This window comes from Streptomyces sp. NPDC058525 (assembly GCF_042719495.1).
Classification (GTDB): domain Bacteria; phylum Actinomycetota; class Actinomycetes; order Streptomycetales; family Streptomycetaceae; genus Streptomyces.
Map to the genome: position 1 here is coordinate 1 of NZ_JBHXNP010000108.1, position 23,839 is coordinate 23,839.

A 23,839-nucleotide genomic window follows, 5' to 3' on the forward strand; every position below is an offset into this window, starting at 1 on the left:
GGGGCGGCGGCCGCGCCGATCTCGGCCAGCAGCTTGATCGTCTCGATGACCGCCCGGTAGGCACCGCCCCGCTCTGCGAACGGCGCGATCGCCTGTACGAGGACGGGGACGACCTCGCCGGCCCGGCCGGTGATCCGCCAGAGTGCCTCGCCGACACGGAGCGGAAGCCAGCCCTCCTTGTCCACGGGGAGGAGCTCGCGCAGCCGTGCGGCATACGGGGCGCCCGCCGCGCCCAGCTCCCCCAGCAGGGCTGCCGCGTCCTCCTGGCCGTAGGGATCGTCCAGTTCCGGAAGCAGCAGCTCGAGTGCGGGCTCCCGGTCGCCGGTCAGCCGCCCGTACGCGAGCGCCAGGCAGCGCGGTGCGAACGGCTGGCCCTCGGGCGGGTCGTCAAGCAGGGCGCGCAGCCGCTTCTGCGGCACGGCCTCGGCTGCGGCCGGCCCGATCGCGGCGAGGGCGTCCAGCGCCCACACCGCGGCGTCGGTGTCCAGGAGACCGATCAGGTCCGGGATCGCGGGGGTCGCGGCCGCACCCCATGACGCGAGCAGTTGGCAGAGGGCTCGACGCTCGTCGAGGGTGGAGGCCGCGGTGAGCCGGGCCCGCAGCGGGGGCAGCAGTACCTCAGCGTGGGCGCCGAGCCCTCCGGCGACCTCGGTCAGGCTCAGCTCGTGCACCCACCAGCCGTCGGCATAAACCGAGTGGAATGCGAAGCCGAGTCGTGGCCCGGACAGGCGCCGCACGAGCGGCGGTACACAGCGCACGTCGCCGAGCCTGGACAGCGCCCAGACCGCGTGGTCCTGGGCAGGCAGATACGGCTCGCCCCCGTCCGTCACCATGGCCGCCAGAGCGTCCGCCCAGGGGCGGGCGGCGTGCCCGCACATGCCGAGGACCCGGGCGGCGAAGAGCCGGTTGTCAGGCTCCGAGTCGTGCAGCAGACGGGCCACACCCGGGAGCATCTCCAGTACGGCGGAACGCCGGCGGCTGAGCATCTCGGCGGCCATCTGCAGCGCGCCCGCACGCACGGAGGGGTCCGGGTGGTCGAGCAGCCGCCCGGTTGCATCGGCCTGCTCTGCCGCCCGGTCCCTTCCCAGCAGGCCGATCGCCCAGACAACCGTCGACTTGGTCGCGCCGCCGCCCGCCCTCCAGGTGCCCGGTTCGCAGTCGAACAGCACCTCGCACACCGTCCGCACGTACCCGCCGTCGTCCTGCCCCGGCAACGCGCGGCGCAGGGCCTGGACGGCGACCAGACGGGTAGCGGGCTCGGCACCGTGCATGAGCTGTCGTAGCCAGTCGAGGGAGTCGTCACGCTGAGCCTCGGCGTGGGCGATCAGCGAGCCGACCGCGACGACGAGCCGATGCCTCGGCCCCTGGTCCGGCTCCACGCCCCACCGCGCCCGCAGCGCCGCGATCACCTCGTCGGCTCGGTGACGGGCCTCGGCCAGGGCGTCCGCGACGGCGATGCGGCTCGCGGTCGCAGGGTCGTGGAGCAGCGGCAGCAGGTCCGTCACTGCCAGGTCCCAGGAGGCGGGCCAGGTCCGGGGGACGAAGCGGGGCTCGGCGGTGTTCGCCGTGTAGGCCAAACTCCCGATGAGCTCGAGGAGCTCGCGGCGGACGGCAGGAACGATGGCCGGATCGGCCGCGGCCCCGAGCACGTACGGAAGGGCGGCGGGAGCCGAGGAGTAGACCGCGCCACCCTGGTGGTAGACGTACATGTGCAGGTCGTCGGCCGCGTCGGCGGCCTTCTCGGGCCGGTACAGATCCCGCAGCATTCCGGGTACGTCCTCGGCCGTCCCGTAGGCGTGCTCCAGCCCCGCCCAGTCGATGGCATCGAGCCCCGCGAGAACGTCGCTGCTCATCGGTTGCTCTCCTCGACCTGCTCCGAGACCACGAAAACGCCCGCACAGTCCGGGCACGTCGCCCGACCGAAGAGGTACGTCAACCCACGCGCGACCGCCTCGTGCCCCGCCTCCGTAGCCGTACGGTGCAGGCGCGCGGGCAACGCGTCGAGGGCTGCCGGATCGGCAGGCAGCAGCGCCGTCTTGACCGGGTCCGCCGTCACGTAGTCACCGGCCGAGGCGAAGGTGCCGTCGCCTCCGAACGCAATGAAGAGCGTCGATTCACAGCTGGGGCAGTCGACCTCGTACTCCTCGTAGAACAGGCCCTCCAGCTTCCCCGCACTCCACAGCCGCTCGCCCTCGAAGGCCAGGACGCACTGGAGGAGATACACGAAGGTCGGACGGTCGTCCGTTCCCGCATCGATGAGGCGGCGGGCGACTGGGAGGAGGACGGCGAACTCTGCGGCGTACCGTGCGCTGTGCTCCTCGTCGGCCGTCGCGGCGATGAGGCCTGCCATCAGGACGGCGGCCTGCGGTGCGCCGGGCGCGCCGCCTGTCGCTATCGCCGCCAGGTACGGGAGGGCGAGGAAGCTGTCCTCGTACACGGAGCCCTGGTGGCACAGGTCGTCCCACAGCTCGGACCAGACCTGCCCGTCCTCCTCGCCGCCCAAGCGGGCGAAGGCGGCGGCAAGGTCGTCGGAAGGGCGCACGGTCATACCGACGCATTCTTCCGGACCCGGCTCCCGTGCCGGACGGCGCCCCCGGTCGTCTGCGCGGCGAGCGGTGCCATGCGGTACAGCCACGGCCGGCCCGGACCCGGCTGACGCACCTCTGGCGCGCCGGTTTCTGCGTGACCGCCACGCGGAGCAGAGCGCGAAGGTGATGTGATCCGGACATGACTGACGAGCACTGCGTGACACGCGATCACATCGAACTGTGGAATTCACGGGTGCTGCCGGCGGACGGATCGGTGCCCGTCAGCTTCGGCACTGTCCTCCGAGGGTCGATCCTGCCGATCGTGGTCTGGCTGGGCATCGCCGTTTTCGTGCACTTCATCTACAACCCAGTCGTCGCCGCAGTCCAAGGAGGCCTCTTCCTCGCCTTCTTCCTGCTCGGCTTCACACTCCGAAGACGGTCTGGGCACACCACAAAGTGCAGCCTGCACGGCGCGACAGGCGGGGTGCTCGACAAGTCGATGGCGGGATTCTGAGACCGGACAACAACGTCCGCCCGCCTCCAGCCCTGACCAGTACGAACGACGCCCTCCGGCGCGTGGCAACCACCGCAGCACCCCAGCGACAGTCACCTGCAGCGTCATGCGGATTCAGCAAGCAGGCTGGGCTCCTTTCACCAGGCAGCCCAATCGGTTCGACTCCTTGACCGCCTTGGTCAGGCCCTCGCTACGTGGTGTCAGACCCTTGCTGGATGATCTGGCCATGCTGATTGCGACCAACGAGCGCGGCCACGTGGTGAAACGCCCGTCCAAGCCCGCTATCGGGATGATGCTGGCCAACCTGCAGCGGGGGAACGCTCACATGATCCTGGAGCGCATGGATGGGGAACAGCCCGGCAGCTGGTACATCCAGGTCCTGCTGCGAGAGAACAACACCTACCAGCTTGAGTACCGGGACGGTGTGGCTGAGCTGCATTACCAGACGCAAACGATCTCCCAGGACAAGGTCCTCGGGGCGCTGCTGGGCTGGGCCGGCGCGAAGCGCGGCTGGCGGGACGGCTTCATGTGGAACAACATCGCTGAGGAATTCGGCCCCAGCGACCAGTCATCCCTCGTCTGATCCACGGCCTCACGGAATCGTCCACGAAGCGGACAGCGGGTATGCGGGCTCCACGATCGTGGAACTCTTCCGCGTGTTGGATTCCAATCCGGCCAGGCCTGACGCCTTGGCGGCCTCTTCCCTGATCGATCCCGTACAGGCGCCCCAGAGCTCACCAGGACAGTTCATCCCATTCAAGCGTGATCCCTGCTTCTACAGTGGCCGCCGGCTGGGCCCCATGAGGACTGTCAGAGCACCAGCCGGAGCTCGTCGCAGCCCCAGTCTGTCCGGTCCCGCCCGGTGGGCGCGCCGGTCCAGGCGCGTGGTCGTAGAGAGTGACCACCAGCTTCGCGAACCGCTCTAGCTGCAAGCCCGCCGGGAGGCTGGGGCGTTGCGTTCTGGGGGTGGGCGTGGCTCGCCCGCGCCGGTGGGGTGCCGTCGGCTCGGGGGCGACGGCTCGGCGTGGGTTGAGTGGGTCAGCCCGCTGCGCCGTCCAAGAGGTGGCTGTGGTCCAGGAGCAGTGCTCGTTCTGTGCTGGCCGCCAAGGTGGCGATGCCGGTCGCGATGTTCCCCATGTCGGCAGGTCTACGGGCGAGGTGAAGGTACCTGTGTGCTGGGTTATGCCCTGGGGCCTAGTGAGTTGTTCGGCGAGTTGTGGGATGAGGACGGCCAGGGCGGTGACGAGTACGCACAGCGAGAGGAGGCCGATGGTGCGGCTCATTGCGGGGTGCGCGCGGTCGAGGCGTGCGCGGCGGCCCTCGGCGGAGTCGGGGTCCGGGACCAGCTGGAACTCGGGGCCCTTCGTCGGTGACGTAGTGGCAGCACTTAAGGCCGAATCCGCTCATCTTCACTTCTACGGTGCCGCCCGGGACGGGGAAGACGGCAGGGAGCTTGGACACGGCGTGCAGCCTGCCATCGAGATACAGGTGGGCCTTGAGGTTGCCGGACGACTGGTTCTGCCAGTGCCTGACGTCGACGGCGTAGACCGTGGCGCGGCCGTCGTCGCCCGTCAGCCGCAGATGGAACAGCACGCGGAAGGGCAGCTGCCACCAGCGGAAACGCTGCAACTCTCGGCCGTCCCCGGGCGTGACCCGCTGTACGGCACGACGGTGCCGCCAATCCTTGATCATGAATCCGCTCCTGTTGGTCATTCGGCTCCGCCACGCAGGCGCCGTCTTCGGCCGGGCGCTGTCCGTCGGTCAGGAACGCTGTCACCGCGTTGTTCGCGCACGTGTTGCGGCCGAACGGGTAGACGCCGTGCCCGCCCTGGTCGGCGGTCACCATCGTGGCCCGGTCGCCGAGTGCCCGCCGCGTCTTCAGGGCGCCGGCCAGGGGTGTCCCCGGGTCGCGTTCGTTCTGCGCCATCAGTACGTTCGACGGGCCGCGGTCACCGATCTGGACCGGCGGTTCGACCCGGCTGTCCGGCCAGTACGCGCAGGGCTTGATGTTTGCCGTGGTGCCGCCCAGCATCGTGTACTTCAGCCGGTCGATCGCCGTACTGCGCTGGTAGTCCCGGACGGTGCCGGCCAGCGCGAGTCACCGCAGGTCACGTAGAAGTGGCCGGCCGAGAGGTTCTCCGGGAACGGCGGCGGAGTCGGCAGCGGCTTGCCCTGGTCCAGGGCCTGCCATTCCCCGGCCAGTTTGGGCATGTAGCCCTCGAGGTAGAGGCTCTCGAACGTCACCCCGCGGAAGAGCGTCCCGTCGATGCCGCCGACCGGTTCGGCGTCCAGCCGCTTCGCGAGTTCGAAGAACTTGGCGGTCACCTGCTCCGGTGCGGTGCCCAGGCCGTACTCGGGGCGCGCGGCCGCGTACGCCGCGAAGTCCGGGAACCGGTCCTCCATTCCACGGCCGAGCAGGCGGAAGCCCGCCAGGTCGTAGCCGCCGGGGCCCATGTTGCTGTCGAGCACGATCCGGTCGCTGCGCTGCGGGAACAGTGTCGTGTACACCGCGCCGAGGTAGCTGCCGTAGAAGGTGCCGAAGTACGAGGCCTTCGGCTCGCCCAGCGCTGCCCGGATCCGGTCCATGTCGCGCGCGGTGTTCGCGGTGGTGGTGTGCGGCAGCATCCACGCCGTACGCGAGGTGGCGCACTGTTCGGCGATGGCCGGCGCGTTCGGTGCCTCTTTGGCGACGTCGGCGGCGGTGTGCGCGTACTGCGGGAAGTTGCCGCGGGCCTGCTGCTGCGGTGTCAGGTCACAAGTGACCGGTGTGCTGCGGCCGACGCCGCGCGGGTCGAAGCCGATCACGTCGTAGGAGTCGAGGACGTCCTTGGGCAGGCCGGCGCCGGCGAGGAGGGCGGGGTAGGCGAGACCGGAGGCACCGGGTCCGCCCGGGTTGGTCAGCAGCACACGGCGGCGCTTCGCCGGGTCCGTGCTCGCCAGGCGGGAGACGGCGATCTCGATCTGTCGGCCGTGGGGATCGCGGTAGTCAAGCGGGACGTCGAGTGTCGCGCGCACTCAAGGCGAGCCGGGTCAGGGTTCTGCGGTGCGGTCTGCTGCGGACACGGGCCCCGCCGCAGGGAGGACTGCGTGGCCGTCAGCGTGTCCGGGGTCGCCGCCGCCGACGCTCCCGGCATCGCGGCCACCGCGACTGCGGTGGCCGCGATGGCGAGGGACAAGGATGTGCGCATCTGGAGTCCTCCTGGGGCAGCGCACGAGGTCGCGAGCCGGAACGATCGGGTGACAAGAACGAGTCTGCTCATCCGGCGTCGCAGGCACATCGACCCCACGGCTTGCGTCACCTTCGACCTGAGTCGAGGGGGTGGTCCTCCCCTGGGCGAAGGCGGGAGTATCCCTGGGGCTGCTGCACCGGTCGCACGGTTTCGCGACAATGACCCGATGAACACGGACGTCGCGCGACGGCTCGGGGGTGGCAGCAGGCATGGCGGCTGGTGGCGTCCGCGGCACTGGGCATTCCGTTCTGGCTCGCCACCGGTGCGGCGGTGCCGCGGGGGTGCGCGACCGACACGTGTTCCTGATTGGTCACCGGTGATCCTCTCGTGGCTCTCGGCTGCCTGACGGCACTCCTGTGGCGGCGACGGTTCCCGCTCGCCGTCGCCATGGCGGTCGCCATCGCCTCAAGCGCGTCGGCACTCGCCATCGGTGCCGCGCTGCTGGCTCTGTGCTCGGTCTCCACCCGTCGCCGTCCGGTGGAGATCGGAGTTGTCGGCCTCGTCTACGTGGCCGCGTCTTCCATTCGGCGGCGGACGAGCCGCAGGCGCCGATGCCCTGCCCGTGCAGATGGAAGTCCGCGTGGCTCACCGCTGCGGCGAGAAGTGCCACCACCCAAGCCCGCCAGCCCTCCCCCCAGCTCCATCGCCCTGGTCCACACGGCCTGCATGCGCCCCCGCGGCCCCGTGGAGATCGGCCATCGCAAGGTCCAGGGGGTGGAAGAGGCGGGAGAATCCGCCGAGGCCGTCGGGCGTGGCGCGGTGAAGGAGCGAGAACCCGCAGACATGGCACCTCATCGAGCGCGGGGCGGGCAGGGGGCCGGAACCGTGAGGTCGCGTACGAGCAGTGCGCCGAGCCGTGCCGGCGCGGTGGGCGCCGTGCGCGTGTTCCTGGGCGGGCAGTTCTTCGAGCCTAGAAGCGCCGCAGGCCAGTGCCGAGAGTCCCCCGCCCTCATCCGACCGGGCACGTCGTCCCGCGTCCGCCGGGACCCGCCTCGGCCGAACGGCTGACCCGGGCTCGTGCAGGGCCAGTGCCCCGCCGACGCCCTCTCACCCGTTCCCGCGCAATGCGGCGGCTACGGGAGGGTGCAGTGGATGCCGTCGTAGGTATCGGGGCGTTGGGCCACCCAGCCTCGGACAGGGCACTCCGCGCTGCCGGTTGCCACTCCCCCGACGTACAAGGCCTGGTAGTCCTGGTAGGCGCGCCGCGCCGTGACGCTGAACGGCTTGCCGTGGTGGTCGATACGCAGTCGGGGTTCGTCCTTGCCGTCCAGAACGGTGGCCTCGAAGGCGAACGTGCACGCCTGACGCAAGGTGTGCACGACGATGTCGATCGAGGCCTGCCCCTTTGGTTCGAGGCGGATCTCAAGCTTGTCGAAGAAGTCGAAGGTGTCCCCGGTGTCGGGATCCGTGCCGGTCGCTGTGGGATCAGAGGTGTCCAGGTCGAGGTCGAACGCGATCTCGGTGACGCCCTCGTCGCCGGCGGTCGGGGACTCGAAGAGCGTGCCGCTCAGTGGCGGCCCACATGTGCGGTCCACCATGTCGAGGGCGACGACGCGGAGCGGGGTGTCGCGGCGGTTTCCCAGTGTGACGCGGATCGTCTGCGCCCCGTCGAGCGCGGTGGCGCCTTTGGCGTGCAGCCACGGGCCGAAGTGCTGCTCGGCCGTGTTGAGCTGCTGGAGTTCCTCTGCGGAGAGGATCATCTTGCCCGAGGAGGCCATGCCCGGCTCCGAGATGTCGAGTGCTACGCGGTCCACTCGCACGGGGGGACCAGTGGGCCGCTCGAAGATCTTCTTGTAGAGCGTCTCCCCGAAGAGTCCGAAGAAGGAACCGACTACGGCCAGCAGCACGACCGCAAGGCCTTTTCGCAGGCGGGTGGCGAGCAGGCCCTGTCGCCGACCTGGTGTACCCGTGTCCGGTTCCCGCACCAGCGTCCTCCTACACGTGCCGTTCCAGAGACCGGGCAGGTTTCCCCGTCGCGTCCCTGACGCAAACAGGCCCAGAGGCAGACGGGCGCTCGCGGGGCGGGCGGGTGGGGCGGGGCTGCGCCGTTACGATCGCCAGCCAGTCACATTGCTCCCGGAGGCGAGGGCGCATTCGGCGGGTCCGGAATGCTCGGCTGCATCTGCTCCCGCGCCCTGTCCATGGCCTCGTCCAGCCCCAATTCCCGCTTCGGCTCCGGTGGCTTCGGCTTGGGCGGTTCGGGTGGTTTCGGCTTGGGCGGTTCAGGTGGCTTGGGCTTGTCGGGAGCCGGATCCTTTGCACCGTGCTCCCGTCCCCACGGAGTCGGCTTTGCTCCCTCGTAGAGTTTGCGTCCGTAAGGAGTCAGATCCTTCGGAGGCCAAGGCTGCTTCGGGGGCTCGTTCCCCCGCCCGGGTTTCACGGGTTCCTTGCCCGGCCCGGGTTTCACGGGCTCCTTCCCCGGCCCGGGCTTCACGGGCTCCTTGCCTGGGCCGGGCTTCACCGGCTCCTTGCCGGGCCCGGGCTTCACGGGCTCCTTCCCCCGCCCGGGCTTCACGGGCTCCTTGCCCGGCCCGGGCTTCACCGGCTCCTTCCCCGGCCCAGGCTTCACCGGCTCCTTCCCCCGCCCAGGCTTCACAGGTTCCTTGCCTGGGCCAGGCTTCGCCGGTTCTTTCCCACCCCCAGGCTTCGACTGCTCCTTCCCACCCCCAGGCTTCGACTGTTCCTTCCCACCCCCAGGCTTCGACTGCTCCTTCCCCTGATCCTTCCCACCCCCCGGCTTCGGCTGGTCCTTCCCGTCCGGGCGTTTCGGTTGGTCCTTGGACTTGTCGTGGTCCGACTGGTGGGGCTTGTCCTTGCCCTCCTGCTTGCCTTTCGCCTGGTCACTCATGGCTCGGGGTCCTGTCGCGTGTCGGGAGACGACTCGTCCATGAGCGAATCGGTGATCCGCCTGACGGAGCGAGGGAGTTCCCCTCCGTCCGCGGCGAGCATGTGCTGGGCGAAGCACAGGCCTACCCGCCGTCTCGCCTCCTCGATGCGCGCCGCCTCTTCGGGCGAGGCGTCGTCCAGTGGGTACTCGACCAGTTCGTACGCAGCCGTGTCGCAGACCGCCCACGTCGCCTGCCTGCTCCCTGCCGCCCGGTCCGCGGCATCCGCCTCGGACCACATGTCGGAGAAGCGGCCGGTTGCCACAGCGTCGGCGACCGCGCCGCGGTAGGGGCAGACGCGGTCCGGGCTGATGTCGGTGCAGCGCGGGAAGGGCGGGATGCCGTACGCGTGGCATTCCATGGCGAAGGCCCGGAACGCGGCTCTCGCCTGGGTGTCCTGGGCGAGGAGGGCCTGCCGGAGGTGCTCCGCGTAGTCGAGGGTGACGGTGTATTTCCAGCCACCTTGTCCGCCGCGCCGTGCGGCGTACCAGTCGGCCCCGTGGGCGAGGAGGGAGCGCAGGACTGCCTGCTCGTCATGGGCTGGCTCAAGTCGTACGCGTACGACTTGTACGAGGTCCGGCAGCGTGCGTTCGAGGCTGCCGGTGTCCGCCAGGAGGGACAGCACGATGCGGGTGAGGGCTCGCCGTACGGCGTTGTCGTCGAGGAGGGTCCGGGCCGACGCGCATTCCACGGGGTGACCTGTGCAGGCCACCGCGCACGAGGGGGCCGGCAGCCACAGTCCGTCCCAGCCGCCAGACGTGCGCCAGGCCGTCATCAGGTCGCGGACGGCCGTATCCGTCGTGGCGCGGATCAAGGCGTCGTCCTTCGCGGGCGGGACCTGCACCAGCACGGGCGCGTCGGCTCCGTAGCCGAAGACCGCTGCCCGGCCGACCTGGAGCGAGACCAGTGCTTCGGACTGCACCGCGTCCATGCCCATCGTGGCGGCGAGCGCGAGCCGGTCGTCCGCGGCCACGGTGCGGTGGGCGATCTTGAGCTGGGTGTTCTTCAGTACGTCGGGGGCCAGGCGGGTGGGTACTTGGTCCGCGATGACGACGCCTTGGCCGTAGGCGCGGATTTCGGAGAGGAGATGCGCGAAGGTCTCCACGGCGCCGCCTCGCGGGTCGGCGACGTTCTCCTCGCGGATGCGGGGCGCGGCACCGAGCAGTCGGTGGGCCTCTTCCACGACGAACAGGTGTATGAGCCCCGATTGCTGTCCTTGGGCCCGCCGGTGTTCGGCGAGTCGGACGAGGAGCAGACCGATGACGAACGCCTTGTCGTCGTCGCTGCCCATCGCCTCGAGTTCGATGATCGTCGGTGCGGCGAGCAGCTCGGACACGGGGAAGGAGCGGGGTACGTCGAACAGCGCCCCTTTGCCGCCGAGCCTGAGACTTCTGATTCTGGTGCTCAGCGCGGCTTCGATGTCCGCGGCGATCTTCTCTTCGTAGCCGAGGGAGCGGGAGACCACGGGGATCTTCGCCGCGAGGTCGCCGAGCGTGGGGCAGGCCGTCCAGGTCGGCGCGTGTGCGTCGAGCCGGTGGTTGGTCCCGGTCCGCAGATCCCAGCCGCGGTCGCTGTAGATCTCGTGCAGGCAGCGTTCCAGTACGTGCGGCAGCGGCACCCACATCCCGAACGCCGCCTCGAACGTGGCGCGCAGCAGGTCCACGTGCTCCGCCACCGAGGCGCCCTCGGGTACGTCGAACGGGTTGAGGCGCAGTGGTGCGACCGTCTCCCGCCCCAGGGTGAACACCCGAAGGGAGGGGCCGACGGCCGGGTCCCGCAGCAGAGCCCGGTACTCGGCCTTGGCGGGTTCGACCACCAGGAACGGGACCCCCGCGGCGGCGACCTGCCGGATCAGGTGCAGGACGGAGTTGCTCTTGCCCGATCCGGTGACACCGCCGACGAAGACGTGCCGGGACAGCGAGTCGAGCGGCACCGAGAACTCGACCGGGCTCCTGCGGTCGCGTTCGATCACCGTACCTATGGCCGCGGCAGGTGCCGGGGCGGGCGGGGACAGTACGTCGAACCGGGGCACGGTTCTGACTCCGAAGCCGGCCGTCTCCACGGTCGGCAGGTGTACGTAGGCTGCCAGCTGAGGGGAGCTCAGGATCGTCTGGGCGGCGTAGGGGTGCCGGTAGAGTCCTGGACCCGGTTGTTCCGGATCGTCGGGCAGCGCCCAGTGCTCGGCCAGATCTGCTGTCCAGGGCAGTGCGATCGTGCGGACCGGTTCGGGCACGGACTCGGGCCCGGAGAACGCTGCCCGCCAGGCGCTGCACAGTGCGTTGACCTCGGGGGCATTCGTGCTCAGGAGAACGACGCCCGTGCGCCAGCCGCCGCGGGCTTGCGCGTCGGCCAGTGCGTTGAGGCGTGCTTGCAGGAGGGTCAGGTAGTGCTCGGCCAGCGGGCTCCGCAATCCGGTGGACTGGACGGCGGTCGTCACCGCCCGCATCTCGTTCAGCACGCGATTGCGGTCCGCTGCCAGCTCCGTCCCGCCGACGGGCACCGCGAGGACGAGCACGGCCCAGCGGCGTCCCGTCATGGAACGCAGGAATCTGTCGATGGGCAGTTCGTGGTCCCGTGTCGATGCCGACCGGGTGGTGGGTACGCCCAGGGCGAGTGCGCCGTGTGTGAACTTGGGCGTGGCAACGCTGGCGGCGGCGAGGTCCACCGCCGGATAGCAGCCGTCGAGTACCGAGAGCAGCATGGCCTGCCGCGCGTCGGCGTCCGGGCCGTGCGTGTCCCAGGTCCCGATGCGTATCCCGACTCCCTGGCCGTGGCTCTCGAACAGGCAGGCCACCGGCACGTCGGCACCGGCGAGACCCACGAGGAGCGGCGTGGTCGGCAGCTCCGACGGCACGGTCTCCGCCGTCGGTTGGAGCAGCCGCGTCGTCCGGCCGACCGCGGTGATCCGCACGGCACGCCGGGCCGCCAGGGGCGAGGTCACTGCCGGGCCGCCTTGGAGTTGGGGGACGAGGCGGCTGCGTCGCAGGTAGTCGACCGCGTCAGTGCTCACCGGATCACCGGGCATCGCAACACCATCTCCACGGGTATCAGGGCGGGGGCGTCCACCAGTCCGGGGGCGTGGGTTCCGGCGGCCAGTCCGGCGGCGGTCCCCCGCCGCCTCCGGAGATTCCGCTGATGACGATGCTCGCGATGCCGATCAGGACGGCCAGCGCGATCAGTACGACCAGCACTCGGGCCACGGTGAGCTGGCCGCGGTAGGCCTTGTTGTGTACGCGGGCGTGAGTGGTCAGGTTCCTGAGCTCATCCGCCCGCAGCGTCCCGTCCCGCCATCGGCCTGAGATCCGTACCTGGTCGCCGTTGCTCACCGAACCGGAGAAGGAGAGCGCCCGCATCTCGACCGGGACGGGCTGGAGCGCGTTGCCGTCCGCGTCGTGACGGGTGAGGCGAAAGTGCCAGACTTCCTCACTCCCGCTGTTGCCCCACTGCTCCCGCTGCGAACGGAATGCCGTCACCTCGCCGGTGTACTCCCCGCGGCTGCCCTTCTTCGGCTGCTCCTGCTGGATTCCGTCGGTGCCGTGGGTGCTGCCGGTGCTGTCGGTGCCGTGGGGGCTGCCGGTGCTCCATCGCGCAGGATCGTCACGGTGCGGCAGGCTGTGGCTGTCCGGGGCCGTGTGTTCCGCGCGACTGCCGTTCGGGGGTTGCCCGTACTGCATCCCGCTGCCGGTGCGGTGGGGCGGGTCGCCGTGGCGGGTCGGAGGGGGGCTGCTGCCGTGTCCGGGCCGGCCCGGCGGCGGATCGCGGTGGGGCGGGGAGCCGGCCGGGTAGCGCGCCGGGCCAATGGCCGCACCGCAGACCGTACAGCTCTGGGCATTCGCCGCCATGGGCTCCCCGCAGGTGGGGCAGGGTCGGGTCAAGGGTCCCTGGCACCCCTGGCAGTAGATGGCACCGGGGAGGTTCTCGTACCCGCACGCACCGCATCGCATGGCATCGTTCCCTCCACTCCACGCTAGTCCCATGGGCGGCGGGACGCGCGCGCTGCCGGGCGCTGAGCCGCGGGAACGGGAAACGGCCCACCTCCGAATTCCGACGCTGCTCGGCTATGCGGTAGGTCGGCACGTCGCTCTACTTCGCTCTACGTCGCTCTACGTCGGCCTACGTCAACAAGATCGCCGACTCCACCGGGCTGCCCCGGCCCAGTACCGGGCGAGCGGCATGCAGTCAAAGGTTGGCTCGACATCAGCACCTTGGGGATATGGCCGAGTCTCATGGATCTCGATCGACCACTCGACTGCACCGACACTTCCTCTGTGACCCGCGACCAAGGGAATCAAGAAGCATGGGATCAGAAGGGAAAGCCGACCCCCGGTCATGGAACCCGGGGCAGGGGCCTCGGGCACGCTCTCGCCGGCTCCGAGCAACCGCCCCGACTCCCCCTGGGCGGCGTTCGCGATGCTGATGGACGGCAACAAGCGTTGGGAGCGCTGTGGCACCGTGAAGGCGGCGTACGAAGCGCTGAGCGGCGGCAAGAGGCTTCCCGGCAACCTCCAGTCGATCGCCGAAGCCCTGCGGCCCGCGTACGAAAAGACTGAGAAGGAGAAGCACGCCGACCCGGTGGACGCGATGACCTCATCCACGTCGAACAGACGTCCGCCGCCCTGCGAACGAAGTACCCATGGAACGACGAGCCTTCCTGAAGACGGCAGGCCTCCTGACCACCACGGCCGGCGACTCCGCACTGGCACTCCCGACCGGCACCGCCGGGGCCGCACCGCTCACCCAGAGCACCGATGTCTCCCTCAGCAGCTGCATGTATCGCCTGCCCGACGGCACTTCCCTCTGCGACAGCGCGATCCCCAGCACACACGATTCCGGGGCCTCTGCCGGGCACACAACGCGTCCCGGAAGGACAAGCTGTACGCCAACCGCCTCAGCGCGACAGGCGCCGACGGTCGCGGTGCCACTCCTTACACCTCCTTACACCTCCTTACACCTTCGGGTGGTAGCCCGCGCTCCCCTGCCGACCGGATCGGAAACCCACCTGGCCCGCGGAACCCGCAAAGCTGTTTCCGCAGGCCAGGCAGCTTCGCCATGCCTCCGCCCCGGTGCCCGCCGCGGGCTGCCGAGCAAGCTGCCGCTCCCCGTGGGTCAGCTACGGAGTCGGCGGGCCGCACGGACCAGGGCGTCCACGCCACGTTCCGCCTTGCTCCGCGGGCAGCCCACGTTGAGCCGTACGAATCCCGCCCCCTCCGGCCCGTACGCCGTCCCCGGCATGATCGCCACCCGCTCGGTGTCGATCAGCTCGCGCTGGAGTTCCGCGTCGGGGATCCCGAGCGGCCGCAGGTCGATCCACGCCAGGTAGCCGGCCTGCGGGGGCCGCCAGCCCAGTTCCGGGAAGGCATCGCCGAGTCGGTCGCGGACCAGCTCCAGATTGCCGGCCACGTAGACGTTCAGGGCGTCGAGCCAGGGTGCCCCCTCCCGGTACGCCGCTATGTGCCCCGTGAGCGAGAGGACCGCGGGCGAGGAGAGGCCCTCGGCGTCCTTGAGCCGGGTCAGGTACCGCTCGCAGTCCTCCCGGTCGCCGAAGACCCCGTAACTGCCGGTCAGCGCCGGGATGTTGAAGGACTTCGAAGCCGAGGTGACGATCGCCCAGCGGCCCCCGGGCCGGCCGTGCAGGGCCCAGGGACGGTGCCGGTGCGGTCGGTGCGCGAGATCGGCGTGGATCTCGTCGCTGATCACCGCCACTCCGTGGCGTTCACACAGGTCCGCGGTCCGGGCCAGCTCCGCCTCGGTCCACACCCGGCCCGTCGGGTTGTGCGGGGAACACAGCAGCAGCACGGAGGTGTCGGGCCGGGCCAACTCCCGCTCCAGGGCCGCCCAGTCGCCCAGCGGAACCCCGCGCAGGTCCCGTCCGTGCGCGACGACCAGCCGGGGGAAGGCGTCGTAGGCGGGAGTGTGCACCACCACCCCGTCGCCGGGCACGGACCAGAGCTCCAGGAGCCGGGCCACCTGGTAGAGGACCGACGGGGCATAGGCCACGCACTCCGGGTCCACCGCGGTGCCGTGGCGGGTTGCGTACCAGTGCCGGATCGCGGACAGGAAGTCCTCGTGCCGCCAGCGGGAGTATCCGAGCACCCCGTGCTCCAGCCGGCCGCGGAGCGCGGCCAGCACCTCGGGCGCGGACTCGAAGTCCATGTCGGAGATGGTGAAGGGCAGCAGTCCAGGGGCGCCGAAGCGGTCCTCCACGTAGTCCCATTGGGTGCACCAGGTGCCGTGCCGGTCCACCGGCTTGTCGAAGTCGTACATCTCAGCGCACCGGGACGAGCCGGGCCAAGGCGTCCTTCACGGACTGCACCTGGGGACCGATGATCACCTGAACGTTGTGCTGGTCCAGCCGCACCACGGCGATGGCACCCAGCTTCTTCAGCCGTGCGTCGTCCAGGAGCGAGGCATCGCCGACGGTCATCCGGAGCCTGGTGATGCAGTTGTCGAGCGCCTGTATGTTCGCGGGGCCGCCGAGGGAGGCCAGGATCGCGACCGGATCGTACTTCCCGGCGACCAGCTCGGGCCCGGCCCCGGGGGTGGCGGCGTCGGCCTGCTCCGCCATACCGCCGTCAACCGGCGCTTCCCGGTCGGCGGCCGTCCCGTCGCCAATGGGCTCGTCGTCCCGGCCGGGGGTCTTCAGGTTGAACCGGGTGATGGCCCAGCGGAACAGGAAGTAGTAGGCGGCGAACCAGACCGCGGCGATCACCGGTACCAGGTACCACTTCGTGGTGGTCCCCTGCAGGACTCCGAACACCAGCAGGTCGATCACGTTGCCGTCGGTGTTGCCGATGTACACACCGAGCACCGCGGCGACCAGGAACCCGAGGCCGACCAGGACCGCGTGCATCAGGTACAGCCAGGGAGCGATGAACAGGAACAGGAACTCCAGGGGCTCGGTCACGCCACCGACCACACAGGCCACGACACCGGACACCAGCAGCGCCTTGATCTCGGGCCGCATCGTCCGCCGCGCGCAGTGGTACATGGCGAGTGCGGCGCCCGGCAGTCCGCCGAGGTAGGCGGCCATCTTGCCCTGGGAGAGGAACTGGGTCGCGGTGCGCGCCGCTCCGGACGGGGTCGGGCAGGACAGCTGTGCGTAGAAGAGGTTCAGCGCACCGCTGACGTTCTCCCCGCAGACCATTCCGGAGCCGCCCGCGTCGGTGAACCGGAACAGGGCTACGAGGATGTGGTGAAGGCCGATGGGCCGGAGCAGTACTTCGCCCATGCCGAAGAAGAAGGGCCCGAACACGCCGGCGTGCGCGATGCCCCTGCCGACGGAGGCGATCCATCCGCCCATGGTCGGCCACACCAGCGGCACCAGCAGGCCGACGGCGCTCATCACCAGCGCCGATGCGATCGGTACGAAGCGGAGTCCGCCGAAGAACGCCAGCGCGTCAGGCATCCGGACGGTGCGGTACCGGCGGTGCAGCAGCGAGACGATCACGCCGACGGCCACCGCGCCGAGCAGGCCGGTGTCGATGGACCGGACGCCGAGTACGTCGGCGATGCCGTAGTGCGCGATCTCGGCCTTGTCCTCGAAGTCCACGCCCTTGGCCGTGAGGAAGAAGTTCACCGCCAGGTTCATGGAGGCGAAGCCGACGAAGCCCGAGAAGGCGGCGACTCCCTTGTCCTCGCGGGCCAGACCCAGCGGGATGGCCATCGCGAAGAGCACCGGCAGGAACTTGAAGGCGACGAGTCCGGTGGTGGACATCCAGGTGAAGGCGAGGTGGAAGGCCTCGCCCTTCAGGAAGGGCAGGTTCTCGGTGACGGCGTCACTCGAGAGGGACGAGCCCACCCCCAGCATGATCCCGCAGAACGCGAGCAGGGCCACCGGGAGCATGAACGTCTTGCCGAGGCCCTGGAGGAACTCCCAGAGCGCGGCCTTCACCTTTTTCATCGCTGGATCTCATTACGCCGGGTCGGAACGGGGGGCTTGGTGAGATAAAGACTGTGTGATGAAACCCCGCCGGTTCAGGGCAGAAGGACCCTAATGTTCCGGGCTCTTGTCACCCCTTGGTTCCGGGCAGGCATCGGCCGGATAGCGGGGGTGGTGGCAGGGTCATCGTGTCCTCCGCGAGGGGCCGGGGTACGCGCGCCCGAGCCGGATGGGACCGGTCGGCGTGGCGCGCAGTGGGGAGTCATCCATCCGAGGGGCCGACGGGACCGACGGGTCCGACGGGTCCGTCTCAAGGGCCGTACGGCCCGCGTGCCAGGGCCGAGGGGACGGGGCCGCTGCTCCCTGCGCCCGCTCCTCGCCCCTTGCCCCTCGTCCCTTGTCCCTTGTCCCTTGTCCCTTGTCCCTTGTCCCTTGTCCCTCAGCCTGGGTTCAGCGACCCAGTTGAACGTTGAGCAGGTCGGTACCGCCGCCGCTCATCTGCATGTTCACCTTGCCACCGCGCTTACCCCCGGCGCGGGCATTGTTGATCTTGCTGGGGCCGGTCGGACTCGGCGATTGCGGCGTGCCGAAGGTGACGTCGGCGACGGGCATCAATTCGCAGCTCCCGATGCCCTTGACCCAAGTGCCTTTGTCGAAAGCACGCAGGTACGCGCCCTTGCCGGCTTCCGCATGGTGCTTGTTCTTCAGGTAGAACCAGCCCCTCTCTTGCGGCTCGATCTCCCACTCGCGCATCGAGCCGACCCACCGCCCTAAGGTGACGGGCCGTGTTCGCGGTCACCGCACCCGGTTCTTCGGCGCGGGTACACCCGTCTCCCTCGGCCGGCGCACCCAAGGTCACGATCGAATCGTGCCCGCGATGGCGTTCAGACCATGGCGAGCCGGTCCACCAGCAGCTCAACCCTCGGCTCAATGTGTTCTGGTGGCAGGCGTCCCGCGCGGGTCAGGGTCGCCAGGCCGTGCAGGGAAGCCCAGAACACCTCGGTGAACAGGCCCGGTTGAACGCCGTCCCCGGCGACCTCGGCGAGGCTGTCCAGCAGGGCGGCGAAGGCGTCCTTCAGGGGTTCCGGGGTCTCTTCGTCCGCGAAGGCCAGGCCCCCGTCGAGCTGGAACAAGGCGTCGTAGACCGCCGGGTTGCGTGCGGCGAAGTCGAGGTAGGTGCGGGCGAGGGCGGTGACGCGGTCGCGCGGGTCGTCCGTAGCGGAGACCGCGGCACGCACGGCGGCGGCCATCTCGGTGGCGCCCTGGAGGGCGACGGCGCCGATGATCTCGCGCTTGCCGCGGAAGTGGCTGTAGAGGACGGGCTGACTGTATTCGATGCGTTCGGCGAGCCGGCGGGTGGTGACCGCGTCCCAGCCCTGCTGCTCGGCTAGTTCGCGGGCCGTGGCCACGATGAGGAGCTCGCGCTCCGCCCGTTCGCGCTGCTTGCGCTCCTGTACCGACATGAAGGGATTCTAGCACTGCTAGACAATCGAGCGGCAGCAGTCTAGCGTTGCCTCATCAGCTAGCAGCGCTAGATTTCAGGAGGGGTCAGCATGCTCGATGCACTTCAGGTCCTCACCACCGTGGTCGTCGGTCTGATGGTGGGGGTGGAGTTCTCCGTCGCCTTCGTCATCAACCCGATCCTCAGCGCACTCCCCGAGGACAGCGGCCAACTCGGCCGCAGCCACGGGGGCCGGATGCTCGGCGCCGTGATGCCGGTCTGGTACATCGGCTCGCTCGGCCTCGTCGCGGTCTGGGCCGTCGCCGGATGGGACCACCACGGCACCGGCCTCGTCGTCACCGCCGGCGCGCTGCTGATCCTCAGCGTGATCATGTCGCTCCTGCTGCTCGTCCCGATCAACAACCGGGGCAAGACGTGGACCCCCGAGAACCGGCCCGAGGACTGGAAGGAGCAGATGCACCGCTGGGACCGCTTCCACTACGTCCGCGTCGCCGTCATCATCGCCGCCTTCACCCTGCTCGTCGCAGCCCTCGTCTGAGCCCGCCGACCGGCCCTGCGCCGGCGGCGCGCACGATCCCCGCTCCCCCCGGCGACAGCCGGAACGAACCGCAGTGCCGCATCGAGGCACTGGATCGGCGGGGGCTACTGGCCGAGATCGAGCAGGGTTCGAAAGGTCACCGACACGCGTCGGCCGCGTGGGACGCGACCTGTGGGTCCGGGGTCGGTCTTGCGCGCGGCGATGGCATGGCGCCAGGTGGAGCGGGCCGGGCCGGTCATGACCAGCAGACTGCCGGGCGCGAGCGGCACGGCCAGCTTCGTGCCGTCCTCGGGGTTGGTGAAGTCCATGAGGCAGGCCGAGCCCAGGGAGATCGCGGCGATGGCCGGACCGAAGCAGGGCAGGCAGTCGACGTGGGCGCTGATCCCCTGACCTGGCTGGTACTCGTTGACGATCACCTGCTCCGCCTCCTGGTCCATCAGACCCTCATGCGTGAGGCGGGCGGCCGCCTGGCGGGCCCACGCGGGAAGCGGTGGCGCGGCTTCCCGCTGATTGCCCGCCACGCTGCGGCGGCCGTAGTCGTACCGGTGGCCGTAGTGCTGCACACGCCGCTTCAACTGTGCCGACCACTCGGCGGCGTCGATGTCCGAGAGCAGGGCCTCGCAGGCCTCGGGAGTGAGCCATTCCGCGATGTAGTGCAGTCCCGGCACCGCAACAGATGGCTGCGGCCGGGATACGGAATCGATGCCCAGGGAAAGCTGACCGGAAGTCTCAGACATGCCCCGAACACTAGCCAGCGGCGCGCCAGGTGTCCGGTGCGCGATGGACGCCGGGTCTGCGGGCTTGTGCGGGTGCCCCAAGGCGTCACAGCTCGCCATATCCGATCTGCCGGGACCTCGGAAATGTCAGGCTGGCAGTCGGAGTGGGCGAGCGGCGAGCACTGGGGGCAGTGGTGGCGCATGCGAGAACGGCAGCCTGGGAGCCCTCCGCCGGTTCAGGCCGGTGCCCTTCTCCGTCCGTACCATCAAGGCCTGCGCGAACGTGGTCACCGCCCACGCAAGCGCCCGACCCGCTCGGACCGAGGCCGTGTCCAAGTGCCTGCGCGGTACGGAACGGGCCATCCTGCGCGGGCCCAACCGTTTCGGCACGGTTCCGCGTTCCTCTCCGCGCAGGAAGCGGCTCAAGCTGCATGCGCGCCTGGTGGCCGCAGCACTCCGACAGCCCGAAGTGCGCCTGGACACACACCCGGTCGAGGCCGCGAAGGAGCTGTCGCAGCTGCTGGTGACCGTCGTCGACAACTACGCCTCCGGCAGGCTCGGCGCGCTGCTCCCGGAAGAGACGCTGAAGGACCTCGGAGCGACGCTCGGCATCGAGATCCCATGGACCCTCATTCCCGCCGCGGTCGTTGCGGTTCTGATCTACCCGCGGCTGCGCACGACCTCGGTGAGGGTGGTTGCCGACGCTACTTGGGCCGGCAGCCGGGCTCAGTTGGTGAGCTGCGGGGCGGCGGATAGCGTGCGGGCATGTCAATGACAAGGAAGTGGCGGGTCCTGTACCGGCAGGGCACTGGATTCTGGCGGATGACAGCGAAGTGGGTTCTGGTCTTCGGGGCCCTGTACCTATTGGACGGCGGGCTGATCCGATCGTGGGGCGACGCCCTGGTCTTGCCGATGATCGGGGTCATTCTGTGGGTGCCGTTCGGGATCGGCGTCGTCTGGTATGCGAAGAAGGACCAGAAGGTCGTGCTGACGACGCGTGAACTGCGTGTGCGGCGCAAGCGGCTGCCGATGGAGAAGGTGAACCTGCTGCACGTGGCGCGGCTTTGGCTGGAGGGATGGTCGACCGCGGATGACCAGCCGGTCTCGGAATGGCGGCAGTTCGACCGGATTGTGTGGGTACCGCTTTGGGACGGCCGGGCGTTCGGCGTGGAGTTCCGCGATCCGGCCGCGTTCGCCAAGGTCTTCGGAGCCTTCGCGGTAGAGGCATGCGGCGGGCCGGACATCGTCCGTGCGAGGGCCGCCGCGGAGACGTACCCGGATCCGCGCCCGATGCAGGCCCGCTCCGCCGGCGCCGACGGTGGATCCTGGCTGGATGCCCTGGACATCTTCAGCTGAGAGCCGGACTCCCGCGCGGGGCCGGCCCACTCGGCCGGCCCCGTGGGCTGCGGGTGTCCCGGGAAGGTCCCGAGAAGAAGGCGGCCCCTGCTCTATGAGGGTTCAGCCGATGCGGACGGTGATCTCGGGGAGGGGTATGTCGGCGAGGTTGAGCTGGAGACCGGTCAGGGTCAGGTAGGTCTGCGTGTCGGTCAACGCGGAGGGGGTGGACGGCGCCTGGGTCTTTCCGCGCGTGCTCACCAGCAGGTACCAGCCCCCGCGCTTGTAGCTGCGGGAGGCCTCGGGGCGGTCGCCGTTCGGGTTCAGGGTCCAGCCCTGGCGCTCCAGGTCGGCGCAGATCGCGTTCATGTCCGACTGTGCGGCGGCCTGCTCTCGGACGGCCATCCAGCCCGTCCTGTTCGAGTTGGCGCCGGCCGCGGCGGTCGGGCGGCCCTGCTCCGGGTCTAGGCCCGCGGCGCTGACCGCGGTCCGGATCGCCTCGTCCACGTCGTCCCGCGTGAGGGGCGGTGACGTGGACTCCGGTGTGGGCGCCGCCGTGGACGGGGACGGCGTGGGCGCGGGCGCGCCCAGGTGGATGCGCCCGTCGTCACCTATCTGGATGTGGTCCGGCGCGACCACGGCGGCCAGGCTCACGATCAAGGTCGCGGCCAGCCCGATCCACACCCTCTTCAACAGCGCGTTCAACGCGAAACTCCCCCCGAGTGATCATTCACAGGGAGTCTCACACATACTGCTCGGCGCCAGACAGTCCCTGCGCCATGACGCCCGATCACCACATGAAGGCATCCCACCGGCGCGAGCCGTCGCGAACCCTTCGTCAGCGGACCCCTGGGGCCCGCAGCCGGAGCGGATCAGGGCGAGGACAGCGCTTGGCTCGGCGGCAGCCGGGCCGCACGGACTGCCGGCCACAGGCCGGCCAGGGCGCCGACCACCAGGGTGGCTGCCATGCCGAGGGCGACGGCCGTGGACGGTACGGCCACCGGCCATCCCTGGTGCAGGGCGTAGCCGAGCGTGGCGGTCAGCCCCAGGGCCGTACCGGCCAGGCCGCCCAGCGCCGAGAGCAGGACCGATTCCGTGAGGAACTGCGTACGGATCTGCCCGCTCGTCGCCCCTAGCGAGCGGCGCAGGCCGATCTCGCCGCGCCGTTCCAGTACCGCGATGATCATCGCTGCTGCTGCCGTCCGGGCGCACCACGCTTACGCCGTAACCGTCCTTGCCCACCGCCAGCAGTGCGGTGACCGGTACGTTCAGCACGTTCTCCTTCTTCTCCCCCTCCAGGCCCACCTTGACGGGCATCCGGTCGTACGCGGCACCGATGTCCTGCGCCACGGTGATGTCCACGTCGAAGGGGCCGTCGTCGCCCGAGCCCTCGCCGCCGCTTCCGCCCGACGCGCCCTGGGCTCCGCCGGGACCGCACCGTCCCCTGGGCCATCGCCAACGCCTCCTACAAGAAGCAGGCCCACAACGCGCACGCGCCCACCGAGATCACGGAGATCCTTGGCCGCGGCCACTCCTTGACCATCGACCACGGCTGGCGCGAGTTCGCCGACACCACCCTGGCCTTCGCCCGCCGGTTCGCCCAGCCGACCGCGTAGAGCGTCCCGGAACAGGACCGGCAGCGCGCGGCCCTCCCCTCCCCCGGGCGGGTGGCCGGTCCTGCGGGCCTTCGCGTCGGTCGATGGCTCCTTCCTCTTCTTCTCGCGTATCGCCGGGCCGCTGGTGGTCGGTTACGCGGTGAGCCGCCGCCGAACGGGCCGCCGGCTCGGCGCGCGGGCGCGAGGCGGCGCTGGTGCGGGAGGCGGGGTTGCGCGTGGATCAGGTGCGGATGCTGGAGCGTGGCAGGATCGCCCGCGAGATGCACGACACGGTCGCCCACCGGGTCGGCCAGGTCTCGATCACCGCGGACGCGCTGACGGCGAGCCGTCCCGACCTCGCCGGGGAAGTGGAGCTGATCCACAGGACGAGCCGTCAGGCACTGCTGGAGCTGCGCCAGATCCTCGGCGTCGTCACCGATGCCCGACCACCGCCCTCCGAGGTGCCGGTCGGCACCTACGGCGTTCCCGCCCTGATCAAGGCCACCCGCAGGGCGTGGCTGACACCGCGGGCCGCCGAAGCCCGCCCCGCCGATCGCCCCGTCGCGCGAGCCGGGCCGAGCCGGGCCGGGCCGGGTCGGACGGGGTTCTCATCGGCGCACGAGTGCGAGCTCCTTGTTCATCTCGGCGAGGAAGCGCACCACCACGTGCAGCTCGTCCTGCGTGAAGCGGGCGCGGGCGGCGTCCGTGCCATGGGCCAGGGGGCGGAAGTAGTCGCGGGCGACCTGCTTGGCCGCCCGGGCGTAGTGGAGGTGGACCACGCGGCGGTCGTCGGCCGCGCGGACGCGGCGGATGTGGCCGGCCTTCTCCAGCCGGTCCAGGCAGGCGGTCATGGCGCCCGAGGTGAGGTTCATCTGCTTGCGCAGCCGACCCGGCGTCATGGGGCCGCCGTCCTCGTCGGTGTCCGCGTCCAGTACGGCGATGAGCGCTTGCACGTCGGTGAGGTGGAGGCCCTGGGCGTGGGCGAACTCCTGCGCGATGCGATTGAACTCGGCGTTCATCCGCCGCAGCAAGACGGCGAAGGACTGCAACCCGATCGGGTCGTCGGCCGGAAGTGAAGGAGAGGGGCTGTCGGAGTCGCGCATGACCTCAGCATAAGATCTCTCGATGATTGACATTCTTTACGACTGACTTAAATG

At 70.1% G+C, this 23,839-nt stretch carries 17 protein-coding genes and 4 pseudogenes; 7 read left to right on the plus strand and 14 right to left on the minus strand.

Annotation, left to right across the window (positions count from 1 at the left end):
• Both ACFWP3_RS34845 and ACFWP3_RS34850 read right to left on the minus strand, forming a co-directional pair.
• Window positions 1-1,853 (minus strand): hypothetical protein (locus tag ACFWP3_RS34845; RefSeq protein ID WP_384229229.1); only part of this gene is annotated, 1,853 nt, incomplete at its 3' end.
• Window positions 1,850-2,548, minus strand: coding sequence for a hypothetical protein (locus ACFWP3_RS34850; RefSeq protein ID WP_384229232.1), 699 nt, complete (start codon window positions 2,546-2,548; stop codon window positions 1,850-1,852). The genes ACFWP3_RS34845 and ACFWP3_RS34850, both read right to left, overlap by 4 nt.
• Window positions 2,549-2,727: 179 nt before the next feature.
• Between ACFWP3_RS34850 and ACFWP3_RS34855 the strand changes: the two genes are divergently transcribed.
• Together ACFWP3_RS34855 and ACFWP3_RS34860 are read left to right on the plus strand one after the other, a co-directional pair.
• Window positions 2,728-3,042, plus strand: a complete 315-nt coding sequence (locus tag ACFWP3_RS34855) for a hypothetical protein (RefSeq protein WP_384229234.1) — start codon at window positions 2,728-2,730, stop codon at window positions 3,040-3,042.
• 226 nt (window positions 3,043-3,268) lie between these two features.
• Window positions 3,269-3,625, plus strand: coding sequence for a hypothetical protein (locus tag ACFWP3_RS34860; RefSeq protein ID WP_384229236.1), 357 nt, complete (start codon window positions 3,269-3,271; stop codon window positions 3,623-3,625).
• Between the two features lie 1,128 nt (window positions 3,626-4,753).
• On the opposite strand, the pseudogene ACFWP3_RS34865 reads toward ACFWP3_RS34860, so the two are convergent.
• Window positions 4,754-6,230 (minus strand): annotated as a pseudogene (locus tag ACFWP3_RS34865) (alpha/beta hydrolase); the annotation flags it as partial.
• A gap of 208 nt (window positions 6,231-6,438) precedes the next feature.
• Here ACFWP3_RS34865 and ACFWP3_RS34870 point away from each other — a divergent pair.
• A pseudogene (locus tag ACFWP3_RS34870) lies at window positions 6,439-6,791 on the plus strand (sensor histidine kinase); the annotation flags it as partial.
• 554 nt (window positions 6,792-7,345) lie between these two features.
• Here the strand turns inward: ACFWP3_RS34870 and ACFWP3_RS34875 are convergent.
• The 7 genes from ACFWP3_RS34875 to ACFWP3_RS34905 all read right to left on the minus strand — a co-directional run bounded on the left by ACFWP3_RS34875 (window position 7,346) and on the right by ACFWP3_RS34905 (window position 18,499).
• On the minus strand, window positions 7,346-8,119 hold the full coding sequence (locus tag ACFWP3_RS34875) for a hypothetical protein (RefSeq protein WP_384229239.1): 774 nt from the start codon (window positions 8,117-8,119) through the stop codon (window positions 7,346-7,348).
• A 997-nt stretch (window positions 8,120-9,116) separates the two neighbouring features.
• Entirely contained in the window at window positions 9,117-12,167 is a 3,051-nt protein-coding gene (locus ACFWP3_RS34880; protein ID WP_384229242.1) for an ATP-binding protein, read from the minus strand.
• A 37-nt stretch (window positions 12,168-12,204) separates the two neighbouring features.
• A complete protein-coding gene (locus tag ACFWP3_RS34885; protein WP_384229244.1) occupies window positions 12,205-13,134 on the minus strand; it encodes a zinc ribbon domain-containing protein in 930 nt (309 codons plus the stop codon).
• A gap of 1,129 nt (window positions 13,135-14,263) precedes the next feature.
• On the minus strand, window positions 14,264-15,421 hold the full coding sequence (locus ACFWP3_RS34890; protein WP_384229247.1) for a MalY/PatB family protein: 1,158 nt from the start codon (window positions 15,419-15,421) through the stop codon (window positions 14,264-14,266).
• Between the two features lies 1 nt (window position 15,422).
• Window positions 15,423-17,057 carry a maltose/glucose-specific PTS transporter subunit IIBC gene (gene malX / locus ACFWP3_RS34895; RefSeq protein ID WP_384229249.1) on the minus strand — a complete coding sequence of 545 codons (1,635 nt, stop codon included), beginning with the start codon at window positions 17,055-17,057 and terminating at the stop codon, window positions 15,423-15,425.
• A 429-nt stretch (window positions 17,058-17,486) separates the two neighbouring features.
• The gene (locus ACFWP3_RS34900) at window positions 17,487-17,789 is read right to left on the minus strand and encodes a hypothetical protein (RefSeq protein WP_384229252.1); all 303 of its coding nucleotides are present in this window, start codon (window positions 17,787-17,789) and stop codon (window positions 17,487-17,489) included.
• Between the two features lie 131 nt (window positions 17,790-17,920).
• Window positions 17,921-18,499 (minus strand): TetR/AcrR family transcriptional regulator, encoded by a 579-nt coding sequence (locus ACFWP3_RS34905; RefSeq protein WP_384229254.1) that lies wholly within the window; start codon window positions 18,497-18,499, stop codon window positions 17,921-17,923.
• Window positions 18,500-18,589: 90 nt separating this feature from the next.
• On the opposite strand from ACFWP3_RS34905, the gene ACFWP3_RS34910 reads away from it, so the two are divergent.
• Window positions 18,590-19,036, plus strand: coding sequence for an anthrone oxygenase family protein (locus tag ACFWP3_RS34910; RefSeq protein ID WP_384229256.1), 447 nt, complete (start codon window positions 18,590-18,592; stop codon window positions 19,034-19,036).
• 104 nt (window positions 19,037-19,140) lie between these two features.
• Here the strand turns inward: ACFWP3_RS34910 and ACFWP3_RS34915 are convergent, their stop codons facing one another.
• Entirely contained in the window at window positions 19,141-19,773 is a 633-nt protein-coding gene (locus ACFWP3_RS34915) for an alpha-ketoglutarate-dependent dioxygenase AlkB (RefSeq protein WP_384229258.1), read from the minus strand.
• A 223-nt stretch (window positions 19,774-19,996) separates the two neighbouring features.
• Here ACFWP3_RS34915 and ACFWP3_RS34920 point away from each other — a divergent pair, with 223 nt between their 5' ends.
• Together ACFWP3_RS34920 and ACFWP3_RS34925 are read left to right on the plus strand one after the other, a co-directional pair.
• Entirely contained in the window at window positions 19,997-20,527 is a 531-nt protein-coding gene (locus ACFWP3_RS34920) for a hypothetical protein (RefSeq protein ID WP_384229260.1), read from the plus strand.
• Window positions 20,528-20,574: 47 nt separating this feature from the next.
• A complete protein-coding gene (locus tag ACFWP3_RS34925) occupies window positions 20,575-21,108 on the plus strand; it encodes a hypothetical protein (RefSeq protein ID WP_384229263.1) in 534 nt (177 codons plus the stop codon).
• A 102-nt stretch (window positions 21,109-21,210) separates the two neighbouring features.
• Here ACFWP3_RS34925 and ACFWP3_RS34930 read toward each other — a convergent pair whose 3' ends face one another.
• Window positions 21,211-21,792: a hypothetical protein gene (locus ACFWP3_RS34930; protein WP_384229265.1), complete on the minus strand. Its 582-nt coding sequence runs from the start codon at window positions 21,790-21,792 to the stop codon at window positions 21,211-21,213.
• Window positions 21,793-21,959: 167 nt separating this feature from the next.
• Window positions 21,960-22,283, minus strand: a pseudogene (locus tag ACFWP3_RS34935) (ABC transporter permease); the annotation flags it as partial.
• A 650-nt stretch (window positions 22,284-22,933) separates the two neighbouring features.
• Here ACFWP3_RS34935 and ACFWP3_RS34940 point away from each other — a divergent pair.
• A pseudogene (locus ACFWP3_RS34940) lies at window positions 22,934-23,104 on the plus strand (histidine kinase); the annotation flags it as partial.
• A gap of 186 nt (window positions 23,105-23,290) precedes the next feature.
• Here the strand turns inward: ACFWP3_RS34940 and ACFWP3_RS34945 are convergent.
• Complete coding sequence (locus ACFWP3_RS34945) at window positions 23,291-23,785, minus strand: MarR family winged helix-turn-helix transcriptional regulator (protein ID WP_384229267.1); 495 nt, start codon at window positions 23,783-23,785, stop codon at window positions 23,291-23,293.
• Window positions 23,786-23,839 lie beyond the last annotated feature (54 nt).

What these genes read in the sequence shown, in the direction of transcription:
- ACFWP3_RS34850 (WP_384229232.1), bottom strand. Translation starts at nt 2,548, where the DNA reads ATGACCGTGCGCCCTTCCGACGACCTTGCCGCCGCCTTCGCCCGCTTG.
- ACFWP3_RS34855 (WP_384229234.1), top strand. Translation starts at nt 2,728, where the DNA reads ATGACTGACGAGCACTGCGTGACACGCGATCACATCGAACTGTGGAAT.
- ACFWP3_RS34860 (WP_384229236.1), top strand. Translation starts at nt 3,269, where the DNA reads ATGCTGATTGCGACCAACGAGCGCGGCCACGTGGTGAAACGCCCGTCC.
- ACFWP3_RS34885 (WP_384229244.1), bottom strand. Translation starts at nt 13,134, where the DNA reads ATGGGACTAGCGTGGAGTGGAGGGAACGATGCCATGCGATGCGGTGCG.
- ACFWP3_RS34890 (WP_384229247.1), bottom strand. Translation starts at nt 15,421, where the DNA reads ATGTACGACTTCGACAAGCCGGTGGACCGGCACGGCACCTGGTGCACC.
- malX (WP_384229249.1), bottom strand. Translation starts at nt 17,057, where the DNA reads ATGAAAAAGGTGAAGGCCGCGCTCTGGGAGTTCCTCCAGGGCCTCGGC.
- ACFWP3_RS34900 (WP_384229252.1), bottom strand. Translation starts at nt 17,789, where the DNA reads ATGCGCGAGTGGGAGATCGAGCCGCAAGAGAGGGGCTGGTTCTACCTG.
- ACFWP3_RS34905 (WP_384229254.1), bottom strand. Translation starts at nt 18,499, where the DNA reads ATGTCGGTACAGGAGCGCAAGCAGCGCGAACGGGCGGAGCGCGAGCTC.
- ACFWP3_RS34910 (WP_384229256.1), top strand. Translation starts at nt 18,590, where the DNA reads ATGCTCGATGCACTTCAGGTCCTCACCACCGTGGTCGTCGGTCTGATG.
- ACFWP3_RS34915 (WP_384229258.1), bottom strand. Translation starts at nt 19,773, where the DNA reads ATGTCTGAGACTTCCGGTCAGCTTTCCCTGGGCATCGATTCCGTATCC.
- ACFWP3_RS34925 (WP_384229263.1), top strand. Translation starts at nt 20,575, where the DNA reads ATGACAGCGAAGTGGGTTCTGGTCTTCGGGGCCCTGTACCTATTGGAC.
- ACFWP3_RS34945 (WP_384229267.1), bottom strand. Translation starts at nt 23,785, where the DNA reads ATGCGCGACTCCGACAGCCCCTCTCCTTCACTTCCGGCCGACGACCCG.